At 60.9% G+C, this 21593-nt stretch carries 20 protein-coding genes; 15 read left to right on the top strand and 5 right to left on the bottom strand.

Annotated elements, in window-relative coordinates; genetic code table 11:
- The 4 genes from IG629_RS00985 to IG629_RS00970 are packed head-to-tail and all read left to right on the top strand — an operon-like array spanning window position 1 to window position 3400.
- The gene (locus tag IG629_RS00985; protein ID WP_193170133.1) at window positions 1-672 is read left to right on the top strand and encodes a haloacid dehalogenase type II; all 672 of its coding nucleotides are present in this window, start codon (window positions 1-3) and stop codon (window positions 670-672) included.
- Window positions 673-684: 12 nt separating this feature from the next.
- On the top strand, window positions 685-1356 hold the full coding sequence (locus IG629_RS00980) for a GntR family transcriptional regulator (protein WP_193170132.1): 672 nt from the start codon (window positions 685-687) through the stop codon (window positions 1354-1356).
- A 24-nt stretch (window positions 1357-1380) separates the two neighbouring features.
- Complete coding sequence (locus IG629_RS00975) at window positions 1381-2208, top strand: GNAT family N-acetyltransferase (protein ID WP_193170131.1); 828 nt, start codon at window positions 1381-1383, stop codon at window positions 2206-2208.
- A gap of 16 nt (window positions 2209-2224) precedes the next feature.
- Complete coding sequence (locus IG629_RS00970; protein ID WP_193170130.1) at window positions 2225-3400, top strand: NAD(P)/FAD-dependent oxidoreductase; 1176 nt, start codon at window positions 2225-2227, stop codon at window positions 3398-3400.
- Here IG629_RS00970 and otsA read toward each other — a convergent pair.
- The 4 genes from otsA to IG629_RS00950 form a co-directional block, all read right to left on the bottom strand.
- A complete protein-coding gene (gene otsA, locus IG629_RS00965) occupies window positions 3397-4794 on the bottom strand; it encodes an alpha,alpha-trehalose-phosphate synthase (UDP-forming) (RefSeq protein WP_193170129.1) in 1398 nt (465 codons plus the stop codon). The genes IG629_RS00970 and otsA overlap by 4 nt on opposite strands.
- Window positions 4791-6578, bottom strand: coding sequence for a glycoside hydrolase family 15 protein (locus tag IG629_RS00960; protein WP_193170128.1), 1788 nt, complete (start codon window positions 6576-6578; stop codon window positions 4791-4793). The genes otsA and IG629_RS00960 overlap by 4 nt, the downstream gene beginning before the upstream one ends.
- Window positions 6575-7342, bottom strand: a complete 768-nt coding sequence (gene otsB, locus IG629_RS00955; RefSeq protein ID WP_193170127.1) for a trehalose-phosphatase — start codon at window positions 7340-7342, stop codon at window positions 6575-6577. The genes IG629_RS00960 and otsB overlap by 4 nt, the downstream gene beginning before the upstream one ends.
- A 76-nt stretch (window positions 7343-7418) precedes the next feature.
- The gene (locus IG629_RS00950) at window positions 7419-8021 is read right to left on the bottom strand and encodes a PAS domain-containing protein (RefSeq protein WP_193170126.1); all 603 of its coding nucleotides are present in this window, start codon (window positions 8019-8021) and stop codon (window positions 7419-7421) included.
- Window positions 8022-8294: 273 nt separating this feature from the next.
- Between IG629_RS00950 and IG629_RS00945 the strand changes: the two genes are divergently transcribed.
- The 4 genes from IG629_RS00945 to IG629_RS00930 all read left to right on the top strand — a co-directional run bounded on the left by IG629_RS00945 (window position 8295) and on the right by IG629_RS00930 (window position 14025).
- The gene (locus IG629_RS00945; RefSeq protein ID WP_193170125.1) at window positions 8295-8885 is read left to right on the top strand and encodes a TetR/AcrR family transcriptional regulator; all 591 of its coding nucleotides are present in this window, start codon (window positions 8295-8297) and stop codon (window positions 8883-8885) included.
- Between the two features lie 95 nt (window positions 8886-8980).
- The gene (locus tag IG629_RS00940) at window positions 8981-10159 is read left to right on the top strand and encodes an efflux RND transporter periplasmic adaptor subunit (RefSeq protein WP_193170124.1); all 1179 of its coding nucleotides are present in this window, start codon (window positions 8981-8983) and stop codon (window positions 10157-10159) included.
- 12 nt (window positions 10160-10171) lie between these two features.
- A complete protein-coding gene (locus tag IG629_RS00935) occupies window positions 10172-13297 on the top strand; it encodes an efflux RND transporter permease subunit (protein WP_193170123.1) in 3126 nt (1041 codons plus the stop codon).
- Window positions 13298-13590: 293 nt separating this feature from the next.
- Window positions 13591-14025, top strand: coding sequence for a hypothetical protein (locus IG629_RS00930; protein WP_193170122.1), 435 nt, complete (start codon window positions 13591-13593; stop codon window positions 14023-14025).
- Between the two features lie 24 nt (window positions 14026-14049).
- Here IG629_RS00930 and IG629_RS00925 read toward each other — a convergent pair whose 3' ends face one another.
- Complete coding sequence (locus IG629_RS00925) at window positions 14050-14451, bottom strand: GFA family protein (protein WP_036553030.1); 402 nt, start codon at window positions 14449-14451, stop codon at window positions 14050-14052.
- Window positions 14452-14618: 167 nt separating this feature from the next.
- On the opposite strand from IG629_RS00925, the gene IG629_RS00920 reads away from it, so the two are divergent.
- The 7 genes from IG629_RS00920 to IG629_RS00890 form a co-directional block, all read left to right on the top strand.
- Entirely contained in the window at window positions 14619-15644 is a 1026-nt protein-coding gene (locus tag IG629_RS00920) for a DUF2817 domain-containing protein (protein WP_193170121.1), read from the top strand.
- Window positions 15645-15692: 48 nt separating this feature from the next.
- On the top strand, window positions 15693-16340 hold the full coding sequence (locus IG629_RS00915; protein WP_193170120.1) for a polysaccharide deacetylase family protein: 648 nt from the start codon (window positions 15693-15695) through the stop codon (window positions 16338-16340).
- A gap of 317 nt (window positions 16341-16657) precedes the next feature.
- Complete coding sequence (locus IG629_RS00910) at window positions 16658-18325, top strand: formate--tetrahydrofolate ligase (RefSeq protein WP_449867035.1); 1668 nt, start codon at window positions 16658-16660, stop codon at window positions 18323-18325.
- 87 nt (window positions 18326-18412) lie between these two features.
- On the top strand, window positions 18413-19330 hold the full coding sequence (locus IG629_RS00905; RefSeq protein ID WP_193170118.1) for a methionyl-tRNA formyltransferase: 918 nt from the start codon (window positions 18413-18415) through the stop codon (window positions 19328-19330).
- A 157-nt stretch (window positions 19331-19487) separates the two neighbouring features.
- Window positions 19488-20102 (top strand): bifunctional nicotinamidase/pyrazinamidase, encoded by a 615-nt coding sequence (gene pncA / locus IG629_RS00900; RefSeq protein ID WP_193170117.1) that lies wholly within the window; start codon window positions 19488-19490, stop codon window positions 20100-20102.
- Window positions 20092-20832, top strand: coding sequence for a type 1 glutamine amidotransferase (locus IG629_RS00895; protein ID WP_193170116.1), 741 nt, complete (start codon window positions 20092-20094; stop codon window positions 20830-20832). Before pncA ends, IG629_RS00895 begins: the two co-directional genes overlap by 11 nt.
- Window positions 20833-20912: 80 nt before the next feature.
- Window positions 20913-21593: SDR family oxidoreductase (locus IG629_RS00890; protein ID WP_193170115.1), on the top strand; the 681-nt coding region annotated here is incomplete at its 3' end.

Here is a 21593-nt window from a genome sequence, read left to right as displayed (position 1 = left end):
ATGCCCTCTTCCGAGATCCGATTTATCTCCTTTGACTGCTATGGAACCCTGACAAACTTTCGCGTTGGAGATCTGACGAAGCAGCGCTTGGGCAATCTCATCCCCCCGGATCAAATGACCGGGTTCCTGGAGGATTTCACGGCCTACCGGTTCGACGAGGTACTCGGGGACTGGAAACCTTACGCGGACGTGCTGCATCGGGCGCTGGAGCGCACCTGCCGCCGCTGGAACATCACCTTCAGGTCGGAGGACGCAGCCGCCATCGTCGAGGCCGTACCGACCTGGGGGCCGCATGCCGACGTGCCGGCGCCACTGGCCCGTGTCGCGCAGGATATCCCGCTGGTAATCCTGTCCAACGCCGCAGACAGCCAGATCCAGTCCAACGTCGATCTGCTCGGAGCACCTTTTCATGCTGTCCTGACAGCCGAGCAGGCCCAGGCCTACAAGCCTCGCCTGCGCGCTTTCGAATACATGTTCGACACACTCGGCTGCGGGCCGGAGCATATGATGCATGTCTCCTCAAGCCTGCGGTACGACCTGATGTCCGCCAGCGACCTGCGGATCGGCCGTCGCGTCTTTGTCGAACGCGGGCACGGGCCGGGCAATCCTGCATATGGCTATCAGGCGATCCCGGATATCGGCGGCCTGCCCGGCCTCCTCGGCATCGCTTAGGGACACCCGCAGATGGCCACTCCGAACCCCATCGAAAGAATAACCCTGCCGGTCCAGATCGCCGACCGGCTACGGTCCGACATTCTTGCGGGCATTTATCCAGGTGGCGCCCAGCTGCTGGAAGCCGAACTCGCTCTCACCTTCGGCGTCAGCCGCGGTCCGCTGCGCGAAGCCATGCAGCGGCTGGTGCAGGAAGGCCTTCTGCGCAGTGCCCCGCACCGGGGGGTGTTCGTCACCGAAGTCGATGAGGACGATCTGCTTGATGTGTTTTTCGTTCGGGAGACGCTGGAGACGGCGGCGATCCGGAAAATCTGTTCGGAAGGCAGGCAGGGTGCGGTTGCCGACAGCTTGACGGCAATTGCGGAGCGCATGGACAAGGCCCTCAAGAACGGGGACACGACGGCCGGCGGAGATCTCGATTTCGAATTCCACCGAACTCTCGTCGATGCCGCGAAAAGCGAACGTCTGTCCCGCACATACGCCACTGTTCAGGCGGAAACCCGGCTTTGCCTCCACCGCCTGATGGGCGGCTATCGCAGTAGCAAGGACCTCGCCGAAGAGCATTTCAGGCTGGCGGAGACAATCCGGACCAAAGACGTCGACGCGATCCTGTTAGAGCTGAAACGGCATTTCGGCGACCCCGCTCGTCATCTCCGAAAAGCCGGCGGAACCGCACTCACATAAGCCGTCCCACAGAAACCAAACCACATGTCCCTGACCTTCTCTCCCGTCTCGACAGACGACCTCGAAACCATTGCCGGTCTGGTCCAGGCAGTTTCATGGCCACACCGCCCGGAAGACATCGATCTGATGATCCGGCTCGGAGGGGGCCGTCTGGTGCATGACGCCAACGATGGCCAGGTGCTTGGCGTCGGGCTCTACTGGACCTTCGGCGACGCTCTGGCGCGGATCGGGCTCATCATCGTCTCGCCGGAAAGCCAAGGCCGCGGCATCGGTCGGAAGCTGGTCACCCGGCTGCTAGAGGATGCCGGCCCGCGTCCGGTCGTACTGCTGGCGACGGACGCCGGGCGCCCGCTCTATGAGTCGCTTGGCTTCAAAGCCTTCGATACATCCCGGCAATATCAGGGGATCTATGCGGACACTCCGGGTAAAGACCCGCGCATCCGTCCCGGCGTTTTCAACGATATTGCAGGCATATCAGACCTGGATGCGGCGGCTTTTGGCGCCCGGCGCGAACACGCCCTGGAAAGCCTGGCCGCAGCCAGCGATGTGTCGGTGCTGACTGAAAACGGAACCATTACCGGATATGGATTTGCGCGCGCCTTCGGACGGGGGACCGTCATCGGCCCGATCGTGTCGGCAAACGAAGCCGATGCCATCGCCCTGTTCAGCGCCCTCGCCCGCCCCGGATTTGTACGCGTCGATTGCCCCGGAAACGCGGCAGCACTGATCCGGCATCTGACAGGCAGCGGGCTTGAGGATGTGGGCACGTCCCCGGTCATGGCTCGGGGAGACTGGACCGCGCCAGCGGCACCGCACCGTATCTACGGCCTCGCCAGCCACGCGCTCGGTTGAGCGGGAGGAAAGACAGATGGACCGCATCATCGTCATTGGCAGAGGCATGATCGGCAGCGCTGCCGCGCGGCACCTCACCAGCATTAACGACGGCATCACCCTGATCGGCCCGGGCGAACCCGCCGACTACGCTGCCCACGACGGTGTTTTCGCCAGCCACTACGACGAAGGCCGGATGACCCGCATTTCCGACCCCGATCCGGACTGGGCTGTCACCTCGAAAAGGTCAATCGAGCGCTATCCGGAGATCGAAGCCGAAAGCGGCATTCCGTTCTTCACCAACTCCCGCTATCTCGGCATTGGCGGCACCGATACCAGCTTCCTCGACCGGGCGGAGGCGGCCGGCCGGGCACTTGGCGCCGATCTGACGCGACTGGACGCACAGGGTATCAGGGCTCTCTATCCGTTCCTCTCCGTGCCTGATGACGCCGACGGGTTGCATGAAGACCGGGATGCCGGGCACCTCAATCCGCGCGCGATGGTGAAAGCTCAGACCGAGGCCGCCCGAAAGCGCGGCGCCACAATCGTCAATGACCGGGCCATCGCAATCTACCCCGTTCCCGGCGGCGTAGAGGTTGAACTGGCAAGCGGCGATGTTCGACGCGCCGAAAAGGTCCTGATCGCGACTGGCGGATTTACAGACGCTTGTGGTTTGCCGCCTCTGGACCTGAAGCTGCGCGTTTTCGGCCGGACGGTTCTGCTCGCCCGGATGGAAGGCGTCGTAGCGGAGCAGCTTTCGGATATGCCGACCATGGGGCATGCCGAAACCGGCGCCTATATCCTGCCGCCGATCCGCTATCCGGATGGACATAACTATCTGAAGATCGGTATCGGCACGACTGACGATCCGGAATTCCGCTCACTGACGGAGCTGAACCACTGGTTCAAGAATCCTGGCTCCGAGGAAAACCGGGACCGGTTCCGCCCCTTCCTGGAAGGCCTGATCCCGGCGCTGACGGGGGTCGCGCACTGGCACACAGCAAGCTGTGTTGTTACCTGGACCGCAACCGGCCTGCCCTATATCGATCATGTGCTGGATAACCGGATTGCGGTCGCCGTCGGCGGCAACGGCAAGGGCGCAAAATCATCCGACGACTGGGGCTGGATCGCAGCGCATCTCGTCGCCGGGCTCGACTGGGAGCATCCAGTGGGCCGGGCAAAGCTAGGAATACCCGGAAATATCGCCGGCTAGTCCGCCCCAGCCCGGTCCGAGGTTGCCCGCGGCGTCCTCAAGGCATCGAGGAAACGCCGCCGCCAACGCTGCAAATCGTTCCGCTTGAGGATCTCCATCATGGACTGATGGCGTTCTATCCGGTCTTCGCGGGACATGCGCAGCGCCGATTGCAGGCCATCCATCATGCCTTCTTCATCAAACGGATTGACGATCACGGCCCCATCCATTTCGGCGGCGGCCCCCGCGAACTGGGACAGTACCAAAACTCCGGGATCTTCCGGGTTCTGGGAGGCGACATATTCCTTCGCCACCAGGTTCATGCCGTCACGAAGCGGCGTGACAAGGCCAACCTTTGCGATCCGGAAAAACCCAGCCAGTACATCACGCCTGTAGCTTTTGTTCAGATAGCGGATAGGCACCCAGTCGAATTCCGCGAACCGGCCATTGATGTGCCCGGCCATGCCTTCAAGTTTTTCCCGGATTTCCTTGTAGCTCTGGACATCCCCCCGCGATGGCGGCGCGATCTGCATCAGGGTAACGCTGCCCCGGTTTTCGGGATAGTTCTCCATCAGCCGCTCGTAGCTGGAAAAACGATTATCCAGCCCCTTGGAATAATCCAGCCGGTCGACCCCGATAATCAGCTGTTTTTCGCCAAGAGAGCGGCGCAACTGTCGGGCTCGATTGGAATTAACCGTGCGAGCAGCCGTCCGGGCCATTTCTTCAGGATGAATCGAGATCGGAAAGGCCTGCACCCGGGACGACTTTCCAAATGCCGTTGCCCGGTTTCCTCGCACCGTTCCCCCAGGTATGCGGCGGACATATTCCAGCAGGTTTCGTGCGTCATTCTCCGTCTGGAAGCCGATCACGTCATAATCGAGCAACGCCCGGACAATCTCCTCGTGCTCGGTGCAGGCCTTCAACATGTCCGGCGGCGGAAACGGCGTGTGCAGGAAGAATCCCATCCGGTTCTTCAACCCACGGCGCTTCAGATCACGCCCCAGAATGAAGAGATGGTAATCGTGCACCCAGATCAGATCGTCCGGCTCCAGCAACGGCGTCAGGTTGTTGGCGAACAACTCGTTCACCCGGCGATAGCCTTCGGCGTGCGCCCGGGAATAGTTCATCACGTTCAGCCGATAATGCATCAACGGCCAGAGGGTCGAATTGCTGTAGCCGGCGTAGAATTCGTTATAATCCTTGCGGCTGAGTGGCATCGTCGCCCGTGCGAACCGCTTGCCTTCATGCATCGTCACCTGGGCCGGGGTGCTGTTTTCGATCTTCCCGTTCCAGCCGAACCAGAGCCCACCGATCCCGGTGAAGGCTTCCTCGACCGCGACAGACAGTCCGCCTGCGGACGCCTTGCCTTCCTCGACCGGCGCTACCCTGTTGGAGACGACGACCAGACGGCTCAAAACGCATCCTCCCATTTCCGGCTCAGGCGCATGGCGCACTTGATCAGGCCGACCATCGAATAGGTCTGGGGAAAATTGCCCCAAAGCTCGCCGGTTTTCGGGTCGGTATCCTCCGACAGAAGCCCGAGCTTGTTGCGGCAGGCCAGCATGCCCTCGAACATCTCTCGCGCCTCCTCTTCCCGTCCGGTAACGGCAAGTGCCTCGATGAACCAGAAGGTACAGACGTTGAACGCAGTCTCGGGCACACCGAAATCGTCCGCCGCGATATAGCGGAACAGATGACCGCCCTTGCGCAGGTGCTTCTCGATCATCGCCACCGTGCCGACATACCGTTCGTCGGTCCCAGCGTGAAATCCGAGCTCATGCATCAGCAGCAGACTGGCATCCATCTGATCCCCGCCGAAGGTGGAAACGTAGCTGCCAAGCCCATCGTTCCACGCCTCGTTCATAATTCTGTCCCGCATGGTTACGGCGTGAGCGCTCCACTCTGCCGCATCCTCGGCATGACCGAGATGATCGGCAATGCGGGCCAGGCGGTCCGCGGCAGCCCAGCACATCAGGGCTGAGAAGGTATGGACCGACGCAATGGTCCGCAGCTCCCAGGGGCCGGCATCGGGCTTGTCGAACTTCTCCACCGCGTGCCGGCCGAAGGCCGCGAGCTTGCGATAAAGCTCCTCGTTCCCCTGTCGCACGATCCGGCTGTCGAAAAAGGTCTGCGCGGCGGCAAGGATGACAGCGCCGTACACGTCATTCTGGATCTGTGTATAGGCCGCGTTGCCGACCCGGACCGGACCGTTGCCGCGATAACCGGCGAGCCCGTCGACCGTATATTCGTCGAGCTTGTGCCCGAAGGACAGGCCATACAGCGGCTGCAAATCGTCATGCTCGGCATTGACGACGACATTGCTGATATAGCCGAGGTAGCGTTCCAGCGTCTTGGTCGCTGACAGCCGGTTAAGAGCATGAACGACGAAATAGGCGTCCCTGAGCCAGCACAGCCGGTAATCCCAGTTTCGTTCCGACCCTGCCGCTTCCGGCACCGATGTCGTCATCGCGGCAACAATGGCGCCGGTCTCTTCATAAGTACTGAGTTTAAGGGTAATGGCGGCGCGGATAACTGCGTCCTGCCATTCGAACGGGATCGACAGCGCCCGGCTCCAGTCCTGCCAATAGTCCGCTGTCCGTTCCTCGAAAGTGCGCGCCGTCTCGGACAGAGACGATGTCAAACTCTCGTCAGGGCCGAGGAGCATGGTCACCGGCTTGTCGAGCAGAAACCAGCTCTCCTCGAGCAAATAGGAAACGGCAGCATCCGTCGTCAGTCGCATTGTCAGGTCAGGGCAGACGTAACGGATATGGTTTGAGCCGCGTGCAACAATCGGGCGACTGGATCCGTAATCGCTGGTCGGACGGATGCGCACCCGGATTTTCGGACTGCCGTTCAGCGCGTTAATCTGCCGGATCACCATGGTCGGATGGAACATCCGGTCGTAGTTGCGGAACCGCGGGCAGAAATCCCGAATCTCCAGGGATGCACCGTCGGCATCCGTCATTGTCGTTACCAGAATGGCCGTATTGTGCTCATAGCGCTGCTTCGTCGAAACCTGCCTCTCAATCTCGACGGACCAGTAACCGCGCGTCGCGGCCTGTTCCTCGTCGGCGAGCAGAGAGGAGAAAAACGGGTCGCCATCGAACCGCGGCAGACAACACCACGATATTCGCCCCGTGCCATCGATCAATGCACTGATCGCGGAATTGCCGATCAGCCCGAGTTCCAGCGTGCTCACGAAATCGCCTCCTGCTTTGCATGAAGAAGTTGCGCCAGCCAGCCATGCACCGCATCCGGGGACGCCAGGCGGTAATCGGCCATGGTCTCGTTCCCGTCAGGGCCAATATGGATGGTGACGCCACCGCGCGCCTTGCAGACGCGAAAGCCGTCCTCGTCGGTCACATCGTCACCGATGAAACACGGGCGCCGCCCGGCAAAGGGCGGCTGTGCCATAAAAGCCTCCACGGCAGCTCCCTTGGTGGCGACAGACGGCTTCACTTCCACCACCATCTTCCCACACAAGACCGCAAGAGCCCCGTTTCCTGCTTTAGCCGCCTGCGACAACAGCCGATACACTTCCGCTCCCCTCTCCGGCACGGACCGGAAATGAACGGCGATCGCCACGCCCTTGTCTTCAACCTGAAGTGACGGGCAGGCCGAAAGCAGCTTGGCGGCACAAATCCGAACCTCGGCCAGTGCGTCCCGCGCCTGCAGTAATTCACGGGGATCGATATCGCTGGAGCCCCGGCGCTCCAGGCCATGTACGCCAGAGGCTGCAAGATGGGGCAGGTGAAGGAAACCGTCCAGATTGGCCAGGGTGCGGCCGGTAACCACGGCGACTGCGCCGCCGGTGACGCGATGGACATTCTCAAGCAATTCAGGCAGGGCAGCACTTACCCGGATCGCTTCCGGGCGTGGCGCTATATCCACGAGCGTGCCATCGAAATCGAGGAAATAAGCCCAGTCCGCGACTGGTGGTGGCGGCTGCAAAATGTCGACCATAACCTCGCGGAATGACAATTGGCGCGGCAAGCTAGAAGATTGGATAGTAGCAAAGAGAGAGACGCTGACAAGCCGGTCAACGGTTCCGGTAAATCAAGGAATTGGCGGCATCCTTTGGATCGATATCCTTGATTTGCGGCTTTACCGGAATGTTTCCGACCATGAAGCCGACACAGGCTCCCTCGGCATCGGCATAGGGAAGAATCATCCGCCGCCAGGCTTTTGGTGCGAGCCAACTTGGTGACATGGTTTCCGTGTAGATCGGTCGTCCCGTGCGATAGACGGCGAGATAGCAGGCCCGGTACAGCAGAGCCAATGGCGTCCGGGTTTTCCTGCACATTTCGGAGAGCGCTGTCCCGGTCCAGTCATGCCCCGCATATTCGGCGACACCGGTACCGTAGACCCGGTATCGCGCGTCGAACCCGTCGTCCAGGACATCGAGCATCATGATGTTCCCGATCGCCTCGCGAAGCTCGAGAACGTCGATGTCCTTGCGCATCGGTAGGCGACTTTCCGCCTCACGGATCGTGGCCCAATAGTCATAAAGGAAGATCAGCTTGGGTTCCGGTACGACCGTTTCGGCGGCGACAAACGTGATCTCGGCACGCAGATGATCGAATTCCGGCGTCCGCTCGCCATTGATAATGCGATTGGCCGATGCCTCAATGGATTGTGGCATCGGCTCCGACCAATCTGGATCGATATCAGGACCAGTATTGCCGCTGATCGAAATCACCCTCGAAACTCCTTGTGTCTTCTCAGATGAGGTTCTAACCGTCCGGCGGCCACACCCCTACAAAAAACCGCCGCTCAAAGCTTTCGCCAAAATTGTTCGCTTATGCAGCATAATCTTACCATGCACCGCACAATTTTATTGCTCTGAAATCTTGACATCGTTCAAGCCGTGATTACTTTCCGACCAATCGGAAATAAATAGATTGCCCGCACGAGCATGGTTGGACGTCCCAGATCTATCGATCGCGAAGCTGTACTGGATGCAGCACAAGCCGTCGCTGCCCGCGACGGCGCCGGACAGCTGACGCTCGAATCCGTCGCTGCCGAGGCCGGCATCAGCAAGGCCAGCGTGCTCTACGACTACAAGACAAAACAGGCTCTGCTCAAAGCTCTGGTCGAGCGCCGCATCGCCACGGAGAGCAACCGGATTGAAGGGATCGAGCAGCATCTGGGTCCGGTGCCCAATGTCGCGATCCGCGCCCGTTTGAGTTCGGAGTTGCAGGAGCTATCGGACGAGGACCGCAAAGTCGCGCTTGGCCTTTGCGCTGTCGTATCGCAAGACGCCGATTTGCGCCGGCCGGTGCAGGACATGTTCACCCAGAGAATCGCACATCTGATGGAAACATCTGAGAAACCGCGTGGTCCACTCCTTGCCTTTCTCGCCGTTGAAGGCCTGAAATCACTGGAGTGGCTTGGCCTTTATAAATGGCCGAGCGAGGAGCGGAAACGTTTGCTTTCCGAGATTCGCTGGCTGGTCGACCAGGAGCCCGAAGAACGCGCGTGCGACGAAGTGACGGATTCGCCCTGAGCCGCCGTTCTATAGCCCATCATCCCTTCGCCCATATAGATCCGCAGCACACGCCCCCCATAGATCAAAGCCGGATCCATCCACAGGAGTTCGTCATGCCCTTTACCAAGACTATCCGGGCCTTGGCTTTCACTATCGCGGTCCTGCCGGTCCTGGCAGCTTGCGACGTTGATTTGACAGAGGAGAAACCGGTGGCCGCGGCTCCGGCTCGTCCGCCTGTCGCTGTCAGTACCGTCACCGCCGCCGCCGAGGATATCCCGGTCGTGAACGAGCTTCCCGGACGGATTGCGCCGACGAATATTGCCGAGGTCCGCCCCCGGATATCCGGGCTCGTTGTCAAACGCGTCTTCGAGCAGGGGACCATCGTCAATCAAGGCGACGTTCTGTACAAGATCGATCCGGCACCGTTCGAAGTTCAGGTTCAGAGCGCGCGCGCAACCCTGAAGCGTGCGCTTGCGACGCAGGAACAGGCCAAGCGAACCGCAGACCGGCAGCAGGAGCTGCAGTCCCGCAAGGTTGCCAGCGCCCAGACCCGCGACGATGCCGTCGCCGCTCTCGCCAAGGCCGACGCGGATGTCGCGCTTGCCAGTGCAGGCCTTGCCGCGGCAGAGCTCGACCTTCACTACACAAACGTCAAGGCACCGATCTCCGGCCGGATCGGGCGCGCCCTGATCACCGAAGGCGCCCTCGTCGGAAACACCAGCACCGAAAGCCTCGCCGTGATCCGGCAGCTCGATCCCGTCTATGCCGACTTCACACAGTCGGCCAAGGAACTCCGGCAACTCCGCAAAGCCATGAATGGCGGCGAAGTATCGGTTTCGGCTGATGGCGCTGCTACGGTCCATCTGCTTTACGACGATGGCGCTCCGTATCCGCAGAGCGGGCGCCTCTTGCTTCAGGAAAGCACTGTCGACTCGACGACCGGTCAGATTACTCTGCGCGGCGAGTTCCCGAACCCGGATACAGCCCTTCTGCCCGGCATGTATGTACGGGTCCGGATCGAGCAGGGCATCCGTCACAACGCGATTGCAGTGCCCCAGCAGGCGATCCAGCGTGATACCGCAGGCAAGGCCCGGCTCTATGTCGTTGCGCCGGATGGCACCCTGGAGCTTCGACAGGTCGCCCTTGGCGAGGCCACCGGCAACCGGTGGGTCGTGGAAAGCGGCCTCGCCGTCGGTGAGCAGATTGTCGTCGAAGGTTTCCAGAAGATCCGCCCTGGCGCGAAAGTCACGCCCCAACCGTGGCAGCAAGCCGCTAATTCGAGCGCCCAGTAAGGCAGAGCAGACATGGCAAGTTTCTTTATTGACCGACCCATCTTCGCCTGGGTCGTCGCCATCTTCATTATGCTGGCCGGCGCCCTTGCGATCCCGTTTCTGCCCGTTGCGCAATATCCCAATGTTGCGCCGCCACAGATCACGGTCAGCACCACTTACCCGGGCGCGACGCCGGAAGACATGTATGAAAGCGTCACCCGGCCGATCGAGAATGAGCTGAATGGCATTCCCGGACTGCTCTATTTCGAATCGACATCAGACTCATCCGGGCAAATCAGCATCACTGTCACGTTCGAGCCCGGCACGGACGTCGCAGACGCACAGGTTGAAGTCCAGAACCGGATCAGCCGGGTCGAAGCGCGATTGCCGGAAACCGTCTCCCGCCAGGGCATGCGCATCGAGCGGGCCGGCACAGGCTTCCTTCTTGTGGTCACGCTCACATCGACGGACGGCACGCTCGACGCCATCGGGCTGGGTGACTATCTCAGCCGGAATGTCGACGGCGAGATCCGGCGGATCGGCGGCGTCGGCAACACACGGCTGTTCTCCACCGAACAATCCATGCGCGTCTGGCTCGACCCGGACAAGATGCTCGGCCTCAATCTCACCACGGAAGACGTTGTCAATGCGATCCAGGCCCAGAACGCCCAGGTCGCCGCAGGCCGTATCGGCGCAAAACCGGTTACAAAAGACCAACAGATTGCCGCCAGTGTCCTGGTGAAAGGGCAACTCAAGACCCCCGAGGAATTCGGCGCCATCGTGCTCCGGGCCCAGATCGACGGATCGACTGTCCGGCTGCGCGACGTTGCTCGCATTGAGATCGGCGGTGAGTCCTATACTTCGGCAGCGCGGTTGAATGGACAGCCGACAGCAGCTCTCGGCGTGCAGCTCTCTCCGAGCGGTAACGCCCTTGAAACCGCCAACGCAATCGAAGCCAAGATGGAGGAGCTAGCACGCTTCTTCCCGAACGGGGTTGAGTACAAGATCCCCTACAACACCGCGCCTTTTGTGGAAGTCTCCATCGAGAAGGTTCTCCACACGCTGATCGAGGCCGTGGGACTGGTCTTCATTGTGATGCTCGTCTTCCTTCAGAGCTTCCGCTACACGATCATCCCCACACTGGTTGTTCCCGTCGCTCTGCTCGGCACCTGCGCCGTCATGATGGCCAGCGGCTTCTCCATCAACGTGCTGACAATGTTCGCCATGGTGCTGGCAATCGGCATCCTGGTCGACGACGCCATCGTCGTGGTCGAGAATGTCGAGCGCATCATGAGCGAGGAAGGTCTTTCCCCGCGCGAAGCAACCCGCAAGGCAATGAAGCAGATCACCGGGGCAATCGTCGGCATCACGCTGGTGCTAATGGCGGTGTTCGTCCCGATGGCCTTCTTCCCGGGCGCGGTCGGCGTCATCTATCAGCAATTCAGCCTGACCATGGTGGTGTCGATCCTGTTCTCCGGCTTCCTCGCGCTGTCCCTGACGCCAGCCCTGTGCGCAAGCTTCCTGAAGCCGGTCGAGGCCGGTCACTCTATGGAGAAACGTGGCGTCTTCGGCTGGTTCAACCGTGGTTTCGACAAGACAGCGCGCAATTACAGCAGTTTTGTCGGCCGCATGACCCATCGTGCCGGACGGTACATGATCATCTATCTGGCCCTGCTTGCAGGGCTTGGGTATCTCTGGATGCAGCTCCCGACCGCGTTCATTCCGAACGAGGATCAGGGTTATCTTCTGGTCGACATGCAGGCCCCGGCGGAAGCGAGTGCCAACCGCACGATGGAGGTGATCAAGCAGGTCGAGGAAACCTTCATCGGCAAGGACGGCGTCGCCCAAATCGTAACGGTGGCCGGCTTCAGCTTCTCCGGCACCGGTGACAATGCCGCTATCGCCTTCGTGCCGCTCAAGGACTGGGGCGAGCGAGGACCCGAGAATTCCGCCACGGCAATCGCCGGACGGGCGAACGGCCAGCTGTTCCAGATCAAGGATGGCAGGACCTTCGCCCTCTCTCCGCCGCCAATTCGCGGTCTCGGTAACTCCAGCGGGTTCGATTTCCGTCTACAGGATCGCGGCGGTCTGGGTCACGAGGCCCTGGTCGAAGGCACCAACCGGTTGTTGGCTGAGGGCAGGCAAAGCCCCATTTTGCAGGGCTTGCGCATATCGGGGCTACCGGATGCCGTGCAGGTCAATCTGGTCGTCGACCGGGAGAAGGCCAACACCTTCGGCGTGACCTTTGCCGATATCAACGAGACGATCTCGACCCAGCTCGGCTCGACCTATGTCAACGACTTCCCGAATGTCGGTCGCATGCAGCGGGTGACTGTTCAAGCAGATCAGAACCAGCGGATGTCCACTGACGACATTCTCAAGATGACGGTCCGCAACACCCATGGCGGCATGGTTCCATTGTCCAATTTCGTAACAGTGGAATGGGTCACGGGCGCGGCCCAGGTTGTCGGCTACAACGGATATCCGACGATCCGGATCAGCGGTCAGGCGTCCGCCGGCTATTCGTCGGGCGATGCCATCGCCGAGGTAGAGCGGATCGCCAACAATCTCGGCCCGGGCTTCGGCTATGAGTGGACCGGTCAGTCTCTGCAGGAAATCCAGTCCGGCGCACAGGCACCGTTGCTGATCGCGCTCAGCATCGTTTTCGTCTTTCTGTTGCTGGCGGCACTCTACGAGAGCTGGTCGATCCCGATCTCGGTCATGCTGGTGGTGCCGCTGGGCGCCATTGGTTCCGTCCTCGCCGTCATGTCGCGGGACATGCCGAACGACGTCTACTTCCTGGTCGGGTTGATCGCCATCATCGGTCTGTCGGCAAAGAACGCGATCCTGATCGTGGAATTCGCCAAGGACCTGCGCGCCGAGGGCCAATCCCTGTTCGACGCTACCGTCGAGGCGGCCCGCCTGCGTTTCCGGCCGATCCTGATGACGTCCTTCGCCTTCTCCTTCGGCGTGCTCCCGCTCGCCATCGCGACGGGGGCCAGTGCGGCCAGCCAGAATGCCATCGGCACCGGCGTGCTCGGCGGCATGATCTCGGCAACCGTTCTGGCGGTCTTCTTCGTACCGGTCTTCTTCGTGTTCGTGATGAGTCTGTTCGGACGGAACAAGGCAGTCGAAGAAAGCCCCGAAGCGGCAGAATAGGCCCCGCAAAGAAGATGCACCCGGGCGGGCTCAAGCCGCCCGGGTCTTCCCCCTGATCACCGCGACACCGGAAACTATTCCCTTATTTCTTGATTTGCCGGACCGTTCAGGCTGCGATGGTAAACATGGAGATGAGCCATCATAGACGTACGCAAAAAGCGGCGTTCTCAGGTCCAAGCCCAGCAAAACGAACTCCCCTGGGCGCCGATACTGACAAGCAAGCCGCATTCGCGCGTATCACCCGCCTGTTCAGAATCTGGAACGCTCTGCCCGGCCGGAAGAAGCGCCGGGATTTGGATCCGGTAGCGATCGGTGCCGAACTGCTCCCGCATCTCTGTCTCGGTCATTATCTCGGGAACGGCACAGATTTCCGGTATGACCTTATCGGCTCCGAGATTGTCAATCTGGCACCACGCCTCTCACCCGGGTCGCTGGCGAGCGACACGATGAGGATACAGAATACCGATCAGGATCACATTCTGACGCTGTTCCTTGAAGCGGGTGTCGAGCAGCGGCCAAAAATCCATGAGGTTCGCTACAACTCGATCGGCGACGTCCCTCTGAGAATATTCGCCGCGCTGCTGCCGCTTGGCCTTCACCAAGACAAGAAGTGTGCGGAGGATCTGTTACTGGCCGTCTGGCGAACCACAGTGACGGGCATTATCGCGAAAGACAATTCAACGGACCTGACAGGAGAATTCCTGCAATTCTCCGGCAGCACCGACTGAAGCGGCCGTCACGCATCCAGTAAACTAGAGATCCGATGCTGGAAACTGCGGCAGGCCGTCCGCGATCCCGTAATAATCGCCCTTGTCCGCAACATAGATGTGACCTCGGACAGTCAATTCTGACGGGCCGTCGAGCGCGCCAAGCGATACCGAGATGCGCGAGCTGTCGGTATCGACGAAGAACAGCGCGGAGCCGCATTCCGAGCAGAAGCCCCGACGCGCCTTGTCGCTGGAGCGGTACCATTTAAGGCCGCGGTCTTCAGAGATTCTGAGATCGTCCTTGTTCAGCGTCGAGGAAACCCAGGCCTGGCTGGCCTGCTTGCGGCACATGGCGCAATGGCAGGCTACCGGTTGCTTCATCTCCCCCGAAATTTCGAACCGCACCGCGCCACAAAGGCACCCGCCTGCCCTAACCTGTTCACCCACAATCCTGCTCCCCTAGGCAGTGATGAATTTCATCGCGCGAATGTTCCTTTTTTGTTCCAGATTGTCAATAACCAGCTCAGATTGCCCGCTCGAGCCAATGATCATTGCGCAATGGCATGGGCAAGGCCTAATCATCGACACGCACCTCACCCTCACGGCCCAAGATCATGCATCCATCCCATAGCCTCTTTTCCGACACCTACTTCACGGCCCGGCAACGCTTCCTGCAAGCTGTCGAGGACAAGGGATACGCGCTGGAAACCGCGCGCCATCCATTGAGCTCAAGATTTCCGGCCGAGATCGCGACCGATACGGTCAGGATCGGGCCGGACCGCGCGCGCCGGGTTCTCTTCATCAGCTCAGGCCTGCACGGCACGGAACTGACAACCGGATCCGGTATCCAGCTCGGCCTGCTGGAAGAGATTGAGGCATCGTTGCCGGCGGACACGGCTGCGGTCTTCATTCACGCCGTCAATCCCTACGGCTCCGCCGCAATGACCCGGACAGACGAGAACAATATCGACCCGAACCGGAACAACCTGCTCTCTTTCGAGACCCTGCCGCAAAACCCGGACTACGACGCTTTGCATGACGCGCTCTGCCCGGCGGTCTGGTCAGGCCCCGAACGCGACGCGGCCGAAGCCCGGATTGCGGCTTACATCGAGGAAAACGGCTTTGAAAAGTTCAGCAGAAAGGTTCTGGCCGGTCAGTACACTCATCCGGACGGCCTCTTTTTCGGCGGTACGTCACGAAGCTGGACGATTGCGAACCTGGCGGAGACCGTTGCCCGGCACGGTGCAGGAGCGGACCGGCTGGCAATAGCAGACCTGCATACGGGTCTTGGAGAATACGGCGCCCTGGAGGCGATACGTCGCGACAAAGAGCCGAGGAAGGATGCCGCGAGCAGCCAGATCCGCCATGTCGCCTGCGACGTGCTGGACGATGTCGCCTGCGCGATGGAGCCCATCAAGGTCATCCTGGAATTCGGCACCTACCCTGTAGACCACATCGTCACAATGCACAGGGCGGACACCTGGCTGAAATTCCATGGCGATCTGCACACACCGCTTGGCCGCCGGATAAAAGCGGAGCTGCGGGATGCTCTCTTCTGCGACGATCCGGCTTGGCTGGAGGCGGTCTATACGCAAGGCGTATCCGGTTGCCGCGCCATCCTTGAAGAGCTTTCCGCCTGATCGAGTGGCGACGTTGACAATACGCGATCCCGATGCCGGAATAGCCCCATGTCAAAACTCACGCTTACCTTCGATAACGGCCCGGAGCCGGAGGTCACGCCCCGGGTTCTGGATATCCTCGCCCGGCGCGGCCTCAAGACGACTTTCTTCGTTGTCGGCCAGAAACTTCTGGACCCGGAACGCATGGAGCTGGCCATGCGTGCCCGCGAGGAAGGCCACAGGATCGGCAACCACACGTTCACGCACAGCACACCACTCGGGCAGATGGAAGATGCAAGCGACGCAGTCGCCGAGCTGGAACGAACGGATGCTCTGGTGGCCGAGACAGGGGAGACCGGGAAACTGTTCCGTCCCTTCGGCGGCGGCGGAAAATTGGGCCCGCACCTGCTGAACCCGCAAGTCGTCGAGTTTCTCCACAACAAGGCCTATAGCTGCATCCTGTGGAACGCGATTCCGAGAGACTGGGCCGACCCGGAAGGCTGGGTCGAGCGTGCTCTTGAGCAGATTACCTCCCAGGAACACACGCTCATGGTGCTGCACGATCTGCCGACAGGCGCGATGGCGGATCTCGAGGCATTTCTGGACCGGGCCGAGGCCTCCGGCGCCGACTTTGACACCAGCTTCCCGAAAGAGTGCGTACCAATGCTCGACGGCAAGGACATGATGCCCCTCGCCCCCTATGTCGCGGCGGCGTGACCCCAGGCATTCCGGTTGAGTACCGCCTGCCGGTCATCCCGTTCCCCTGATGAAGATGCTCCAGGCCGGCACTGTCGAGCACACTCTTATCCGGCCCGATGACAATCATGGCTCAGAACAGGTCGGAAATTTTATAGCGCCAAAAAATCCAACGCGACCAAATGCAACCGCATCTTTTGCAACACGTTTCCGAGGACCGAAAACTTTCGTTTACGCCATCAGGTACTTGGTATACCAATATACCAAGAACAAGAGCCAAGGGCCCGTTCGGGACTCGGAAGCCGCATCACGCCAGGGGAGGTCTTTAGACCATGGTCATGTCCGATATTGAAGTTGCGCGCGAAGCTAAAATGAAGCCGATCATGGAGATCGGCGACAAGTTGGGAATCCCGGCCGAATCCCTTCAGCCTTTCGGTCACACGAAGGCCAAGATCGACCTCGATTATATCAAATCCATTCAGGACCGCCCCGATGGCAAGCTGGTACTGGTCACGGGCATCAACCCGACGGCGGCCGGCGAAGGAAAGACCACGACGTCGGTCGGCCTTGGCGACGCGCTGAACCTGATTGGCAAGAAAGCCATCATCTGCCTGCGCGAGCCGAGCCTCGGTCCGTGTTTCGGCATGAAGGGTGGCGCTGCTGGTGGCGGATACGCCCAGGTCGTGCCGATGGAAGACATCAACCTGCACTTCACTGGCGACTTCCACGCCATTGCCGCCGCGAACAACCTGCTCGCCGCGATGATCGACAACCACATCTACTGGGGCAACAAGCTCGGTATCGATGAGCGCCGGGTGACCTGGAAGCGCTGCATCGACATGAACGACCGGGCGCTGCGCCAGATCGCCAACTCCCTTGGCGGCGTGGCCAACGGCTTCCCGCGTGAGGACGGTTTCGACATCGTCGTCGCCTCCGAGGTGATGGCCATCTTCTGCCTCGCGACCGATCTTGAAGACATGAAGCGCCGCCTCGGTAACATCATCGTCGCCTATACCCGCGACCGGAAACCGATCTACGCTCGCGACGTAGACGCAAACGGCGCCATGACCGTGCTGCTGCGCGACGCCCTAGCCCCTAACCTGGTACAAACGCTGGAGAACAACCCGGCCTTTATCCATGGCGGCCCGTTCGCGAACATCGCGCATGGCTGCAACTCGGTGATGGCAACCAAGACCGCCCTCAAGCTCGGCGACTACGTGGTGACCGAAGCCGGTTTCGGCGCCGATCTCGGCGCTGAGAAATTCTTCGACATCAAATGCCGCAAGGCTGGTCTGAAGCCGGCAGCGGCAGTCGTCGTCGGCACCGTTCGGGCGCTGAAGATGCATGGCGGCGTCGCCAAGGAAGATCTCGGCACCGAGAATATCGAGGCTGTGGTCAAAGGCACCTCAAACATCAAGCGGCATGTCGTGAACACCAAGAAATTCGGTGTTCCGGTTGTGGTCGCGCTGAATCGCTTCATCACGGACACGGACGCGGAAATCAACGCCGTCCGTGACGAGCTGGCGTCCGAGGGCGTCGAGGCCATCATCTGCACCCACTGGTCCGATGGCAGCGCGGGCACCGAAGATCTGGCCAAGAAGGTCGTGGAACTGGTCGAAGGCGGCAGCGCTGACTTCAAGCCGCTCTATGACGAAAATCTCGGCCTGCTGCAGAAAATCGAAGCCATCGCCAAGAACATCTACGATGCTTCCGGCGTGGTTGCGGATCAAAAGGTTCTGAACCAGATCAAGGACTTCGAAGCGCTCGGCGCCGACAAGTTCCCGGTTTGCATCGCCAAGACGCAGTACAGCTTCTCAATCGACCCGAATGCCAAGGGCGCACCCAGCGGCCACACGCTTCCGGTCCGCGAAGTGCGTCTTTCCAACGGTGCAGAGTTCATTGTCGCGGTCTGTGGCGATATCATGACCATGCCGGGTCTGCCGCGCGTCCCGGCCGCCGAGAAGATCACGCTGAACGATCAGGATCAGATCGAAGGCCTGTTCTAATCCGATATGGCGCGGGGGCATTCCGCTCCCGCGCCTTTCAATCAGCATGTCCGCCCGGAGCGCGCCGGGCGGTGGGGAGGGAGCACAATGCGCATTATCCTGAACGGACAGCAGGCCTTCGGTAAGGCCGCGCTCGAAGCCATTCTGGAAAAGGGCGAAGACGAAATCGTTGCCGTCTACACGGCGCCTGACAAGGAAGGCCGCCCGGTCGATCCGGTCAAGGAAGCCGCCCTTGAGCACGGCCTGACCGTGTGCCAACCTGCCGATTATTCCCTTCCCGAAGTGATCGAGGAATTGAAGAGCTGGAACGCCGATCTGATGATGATGGCCTATGTCATCATCTTCATACCGGAAGAAGCCCGGAACGTGCCGAAGCATGGCTCGCTCTGCTTCCATCCGTCCCTGCTGCCGCTGCATCGCGGCCCGTCCTCCATCAACTGGCCGATCATCTGGGGCGCGGACAAGACCGGCCTCACCATCTTCTATCCGGATGACGGCCTCGATGAAGGCGATATCTGCGTCCAGAAGGAAGTCGAGATCACTCCGGACGACACGCTCGGCTCGGTCTATTTCGACAAGGTCTTCCCGCTCGGTATCGAAGCCGTGCTTGAGTCCATCGACCTGATCCGCGCCGGAAACCCGCCGCACACGCCGCAGGACGAATCCAAGGCCACCTACGAAGGCTGGTGCCGCAAGGCGGATGGCGAGATCAACTGGAACCGCAGCCAGGGCGAAGTCTACAACCAGATTCGCGGCTGCAACCCGCAGCCCGGCGCCTGGACGACATTGAACGGCAAAGAGCTGCAGATCTTCGACAGCCAGAAGGCCGACGGCTCCGGACGGACAGGCCGGATCTGCGCCATCACCGATGACGGCTTCGTCATCAATGCGGGACGCGGCGGCATTCTTGTCCAGCGCGTGCGCTATGACGGCGGCAAGAAGATCTCCGCCAAAGACTTTATCGCCGAACAGGGCCTCGAAGTCGGCGCCCGCTTTGGCATCTGAGCACGCATAACTCCCTGAAAGAACTCCTGCCCAATGTTCCCTCGGCCCCGCCACAAGCGGGGCCGTTCTCTTTTCATGGCCAGGACGAACGGGACGGGTTCTGTTCACACATCTTCATCTCTAGAGTGCCCTTGAGAAGATGGAACGGAGCAATGCCATGAGTGAAATCGCCCTTATCGTGATCGACGTGCAGAACGATTTCTGCCCCGGTGGAGCCCTTGCCGTCTCTGATGGGGATGCCGTTGTACCGGTTGCGAACCGACTGATGCAGCGTTTCGATCACGTGGTGCTGACACAGGACTGGCACCCGGCCGATCACAGCTCTTTCGCCGCAAACAACCCGGGCCACGATCCCTTCAGCCTGATCGACATGCCGTACGGGCCGCAAGTGCTCTGGCCGGTCCATTGCGTGCAGGGTTCCAAAGGGGCCGCCTTTCACAACGACCTAGAGACAGATCGCGCCAACCTGATCATCCGTAAAGGCTACCGGAGCGAGATCGATTCCTACTCCGCCTTCTTCGAGAACGATCACACCACGACTACCGGACTTGCCGGCTACCTGCGGGAGCGCGCTGTCGAGCACCTGATCATGGTCGGGCTCGCCACTGATTTCTGTGTGCGTTTCTCGGCTGTCGACGCTGCAAGACTCGGCTTCAGGGTCACCTTACTGGAAGACGGATGCCGGGCCATCGATCTCGATGGATCGCTTGCCGCCGCCCGGGCCGAGCTGGCAGAGCACGGCATTACAGTGACAACATCCGATGCCATCTGAAGCGATGCGCGTTCTCGTCATCGAAAACTACAGCGGTACCGATGTCGGCGAAATGGCCGCCACCTTCGCCGAACGCGGCGTCACGCTCGATATCGTGCAGGCTTTCAACGGGACGTCCCTGCCCGCCGGGCCGGACGATCATGACGGCATGATCGTGCTCGGAGGCGATCAAAATGCACTGGACGACAGCGGCTCTCCCTATTTCCCTCCGCTGCTGGAGCTGATGCGCGCTTTCGATACGGCACGCCGTCCGGTCCTCGGCATCTGCCTGGGCGCACAATTGCTCGCCCGCGCTCACGGCGGCGGCAATGTCGTCGGCCAGCCATTGGAATTCGGTTATGTCCCGATCACGCCGACAGTTGCGGGCCGGGCGGATCCCCTGACCGGTACTATCGACCCGAGTGTCCCGGTTTTCGAGTGGCACAGCGATACCTTCACCCTGCCGCCGGGAGCCACTCATCTCGCGACAAGCGCAGCATATGAGAACCAGGCCTACTCGGTCGGTCTCGTCAGCTACGGTACACAGTTTCATTTCGAAGTCGGGCGCACCTTGGCGGAACGCTGGAGCACGGCACATTCCGGTTATCTCGATGCGCAGCGCCCGGGGTGGCGTCCGCAAATCGCAAAGGAACTGGAACAGTATGAAGCCGGCGCCCGAACTTTCTGCGCCGCCTTTACCAATAGCTGGATCGATCTTGTCGCAGATGCCCGCATCAAGCGGAATGCATGAGGGATCCCGCTTGACCGGCCGGAAGGCGGCGGCGAAGGTGAGCTAACAATTGCGATGTAATGTGGGAATACGGGCGTCCGATGGGTAAATTCGAGCTGAGAGACAAGGTCGTGCTGGTTGCTGGAGCCAGCTCAGGCATCGGCGCCGCAACCGTGGAGGGCCTCCTCGCCGAAGGCGCGCGCGTTGTCGCCGCCGCACGCCGGATGGACCGCCTGCAATCCTTGGCGAAAGATCGTCCGGGCCACTGCCTGCCGCTGCAACTGGACGTCGCGGATCCGGCTTCCGCCGCCTCGATGGTCGAGCGCATGCCCGAAGGTTGGCGCAACATCCACGGCGTCGTGGTCTGTGCCGGCCACGATGTCGGCGGCCGTGCCCGTTTCGACCGGGCCGATGCGGATACCTGGACGGATATTATCGACACCAATGTGAACGGAACGATCCGGGTCTGCCGGGCGATCATCGACCAGATGGCGGAACGCGGCTCAGGCCATATCGTCACCCTGGGCTCGACGGCGGGCCTCCGGGTCTATCCCGGCGGTAGCATCTACAATGCCTCGAAATTCGCCGTCCGCGCCTTTACGGACGGCCTCAGAATGGATTTCGCGGAGACGGATATCAGGGTGACCGAAATCCTGCCGGGCCTGACCCGCACCGAATTCGCGGAAAGCCGATGGGGCGATGGCGGCAGAGCGCGAAACTTCTATGACAATGCCCCCGGGACACTCGCGCCGGAGGACATAGCGGATGCCATCGTCTATGCG

Source organism: Nisaea nitritireducens (assembly GCF_014904795.1).
Lineage (GTDB): Bacteria > Pseudomonadota > Alphaproteobacteria > Thalassobaculales > Thalassobaculaceae > Nisaea > Nisaea nitritireducens.
The sequence above is the reverse complement of the archived record's forward strand: the minus strand, read 5'-3'. Positions and strand labels throughout refer to the sequence as shown.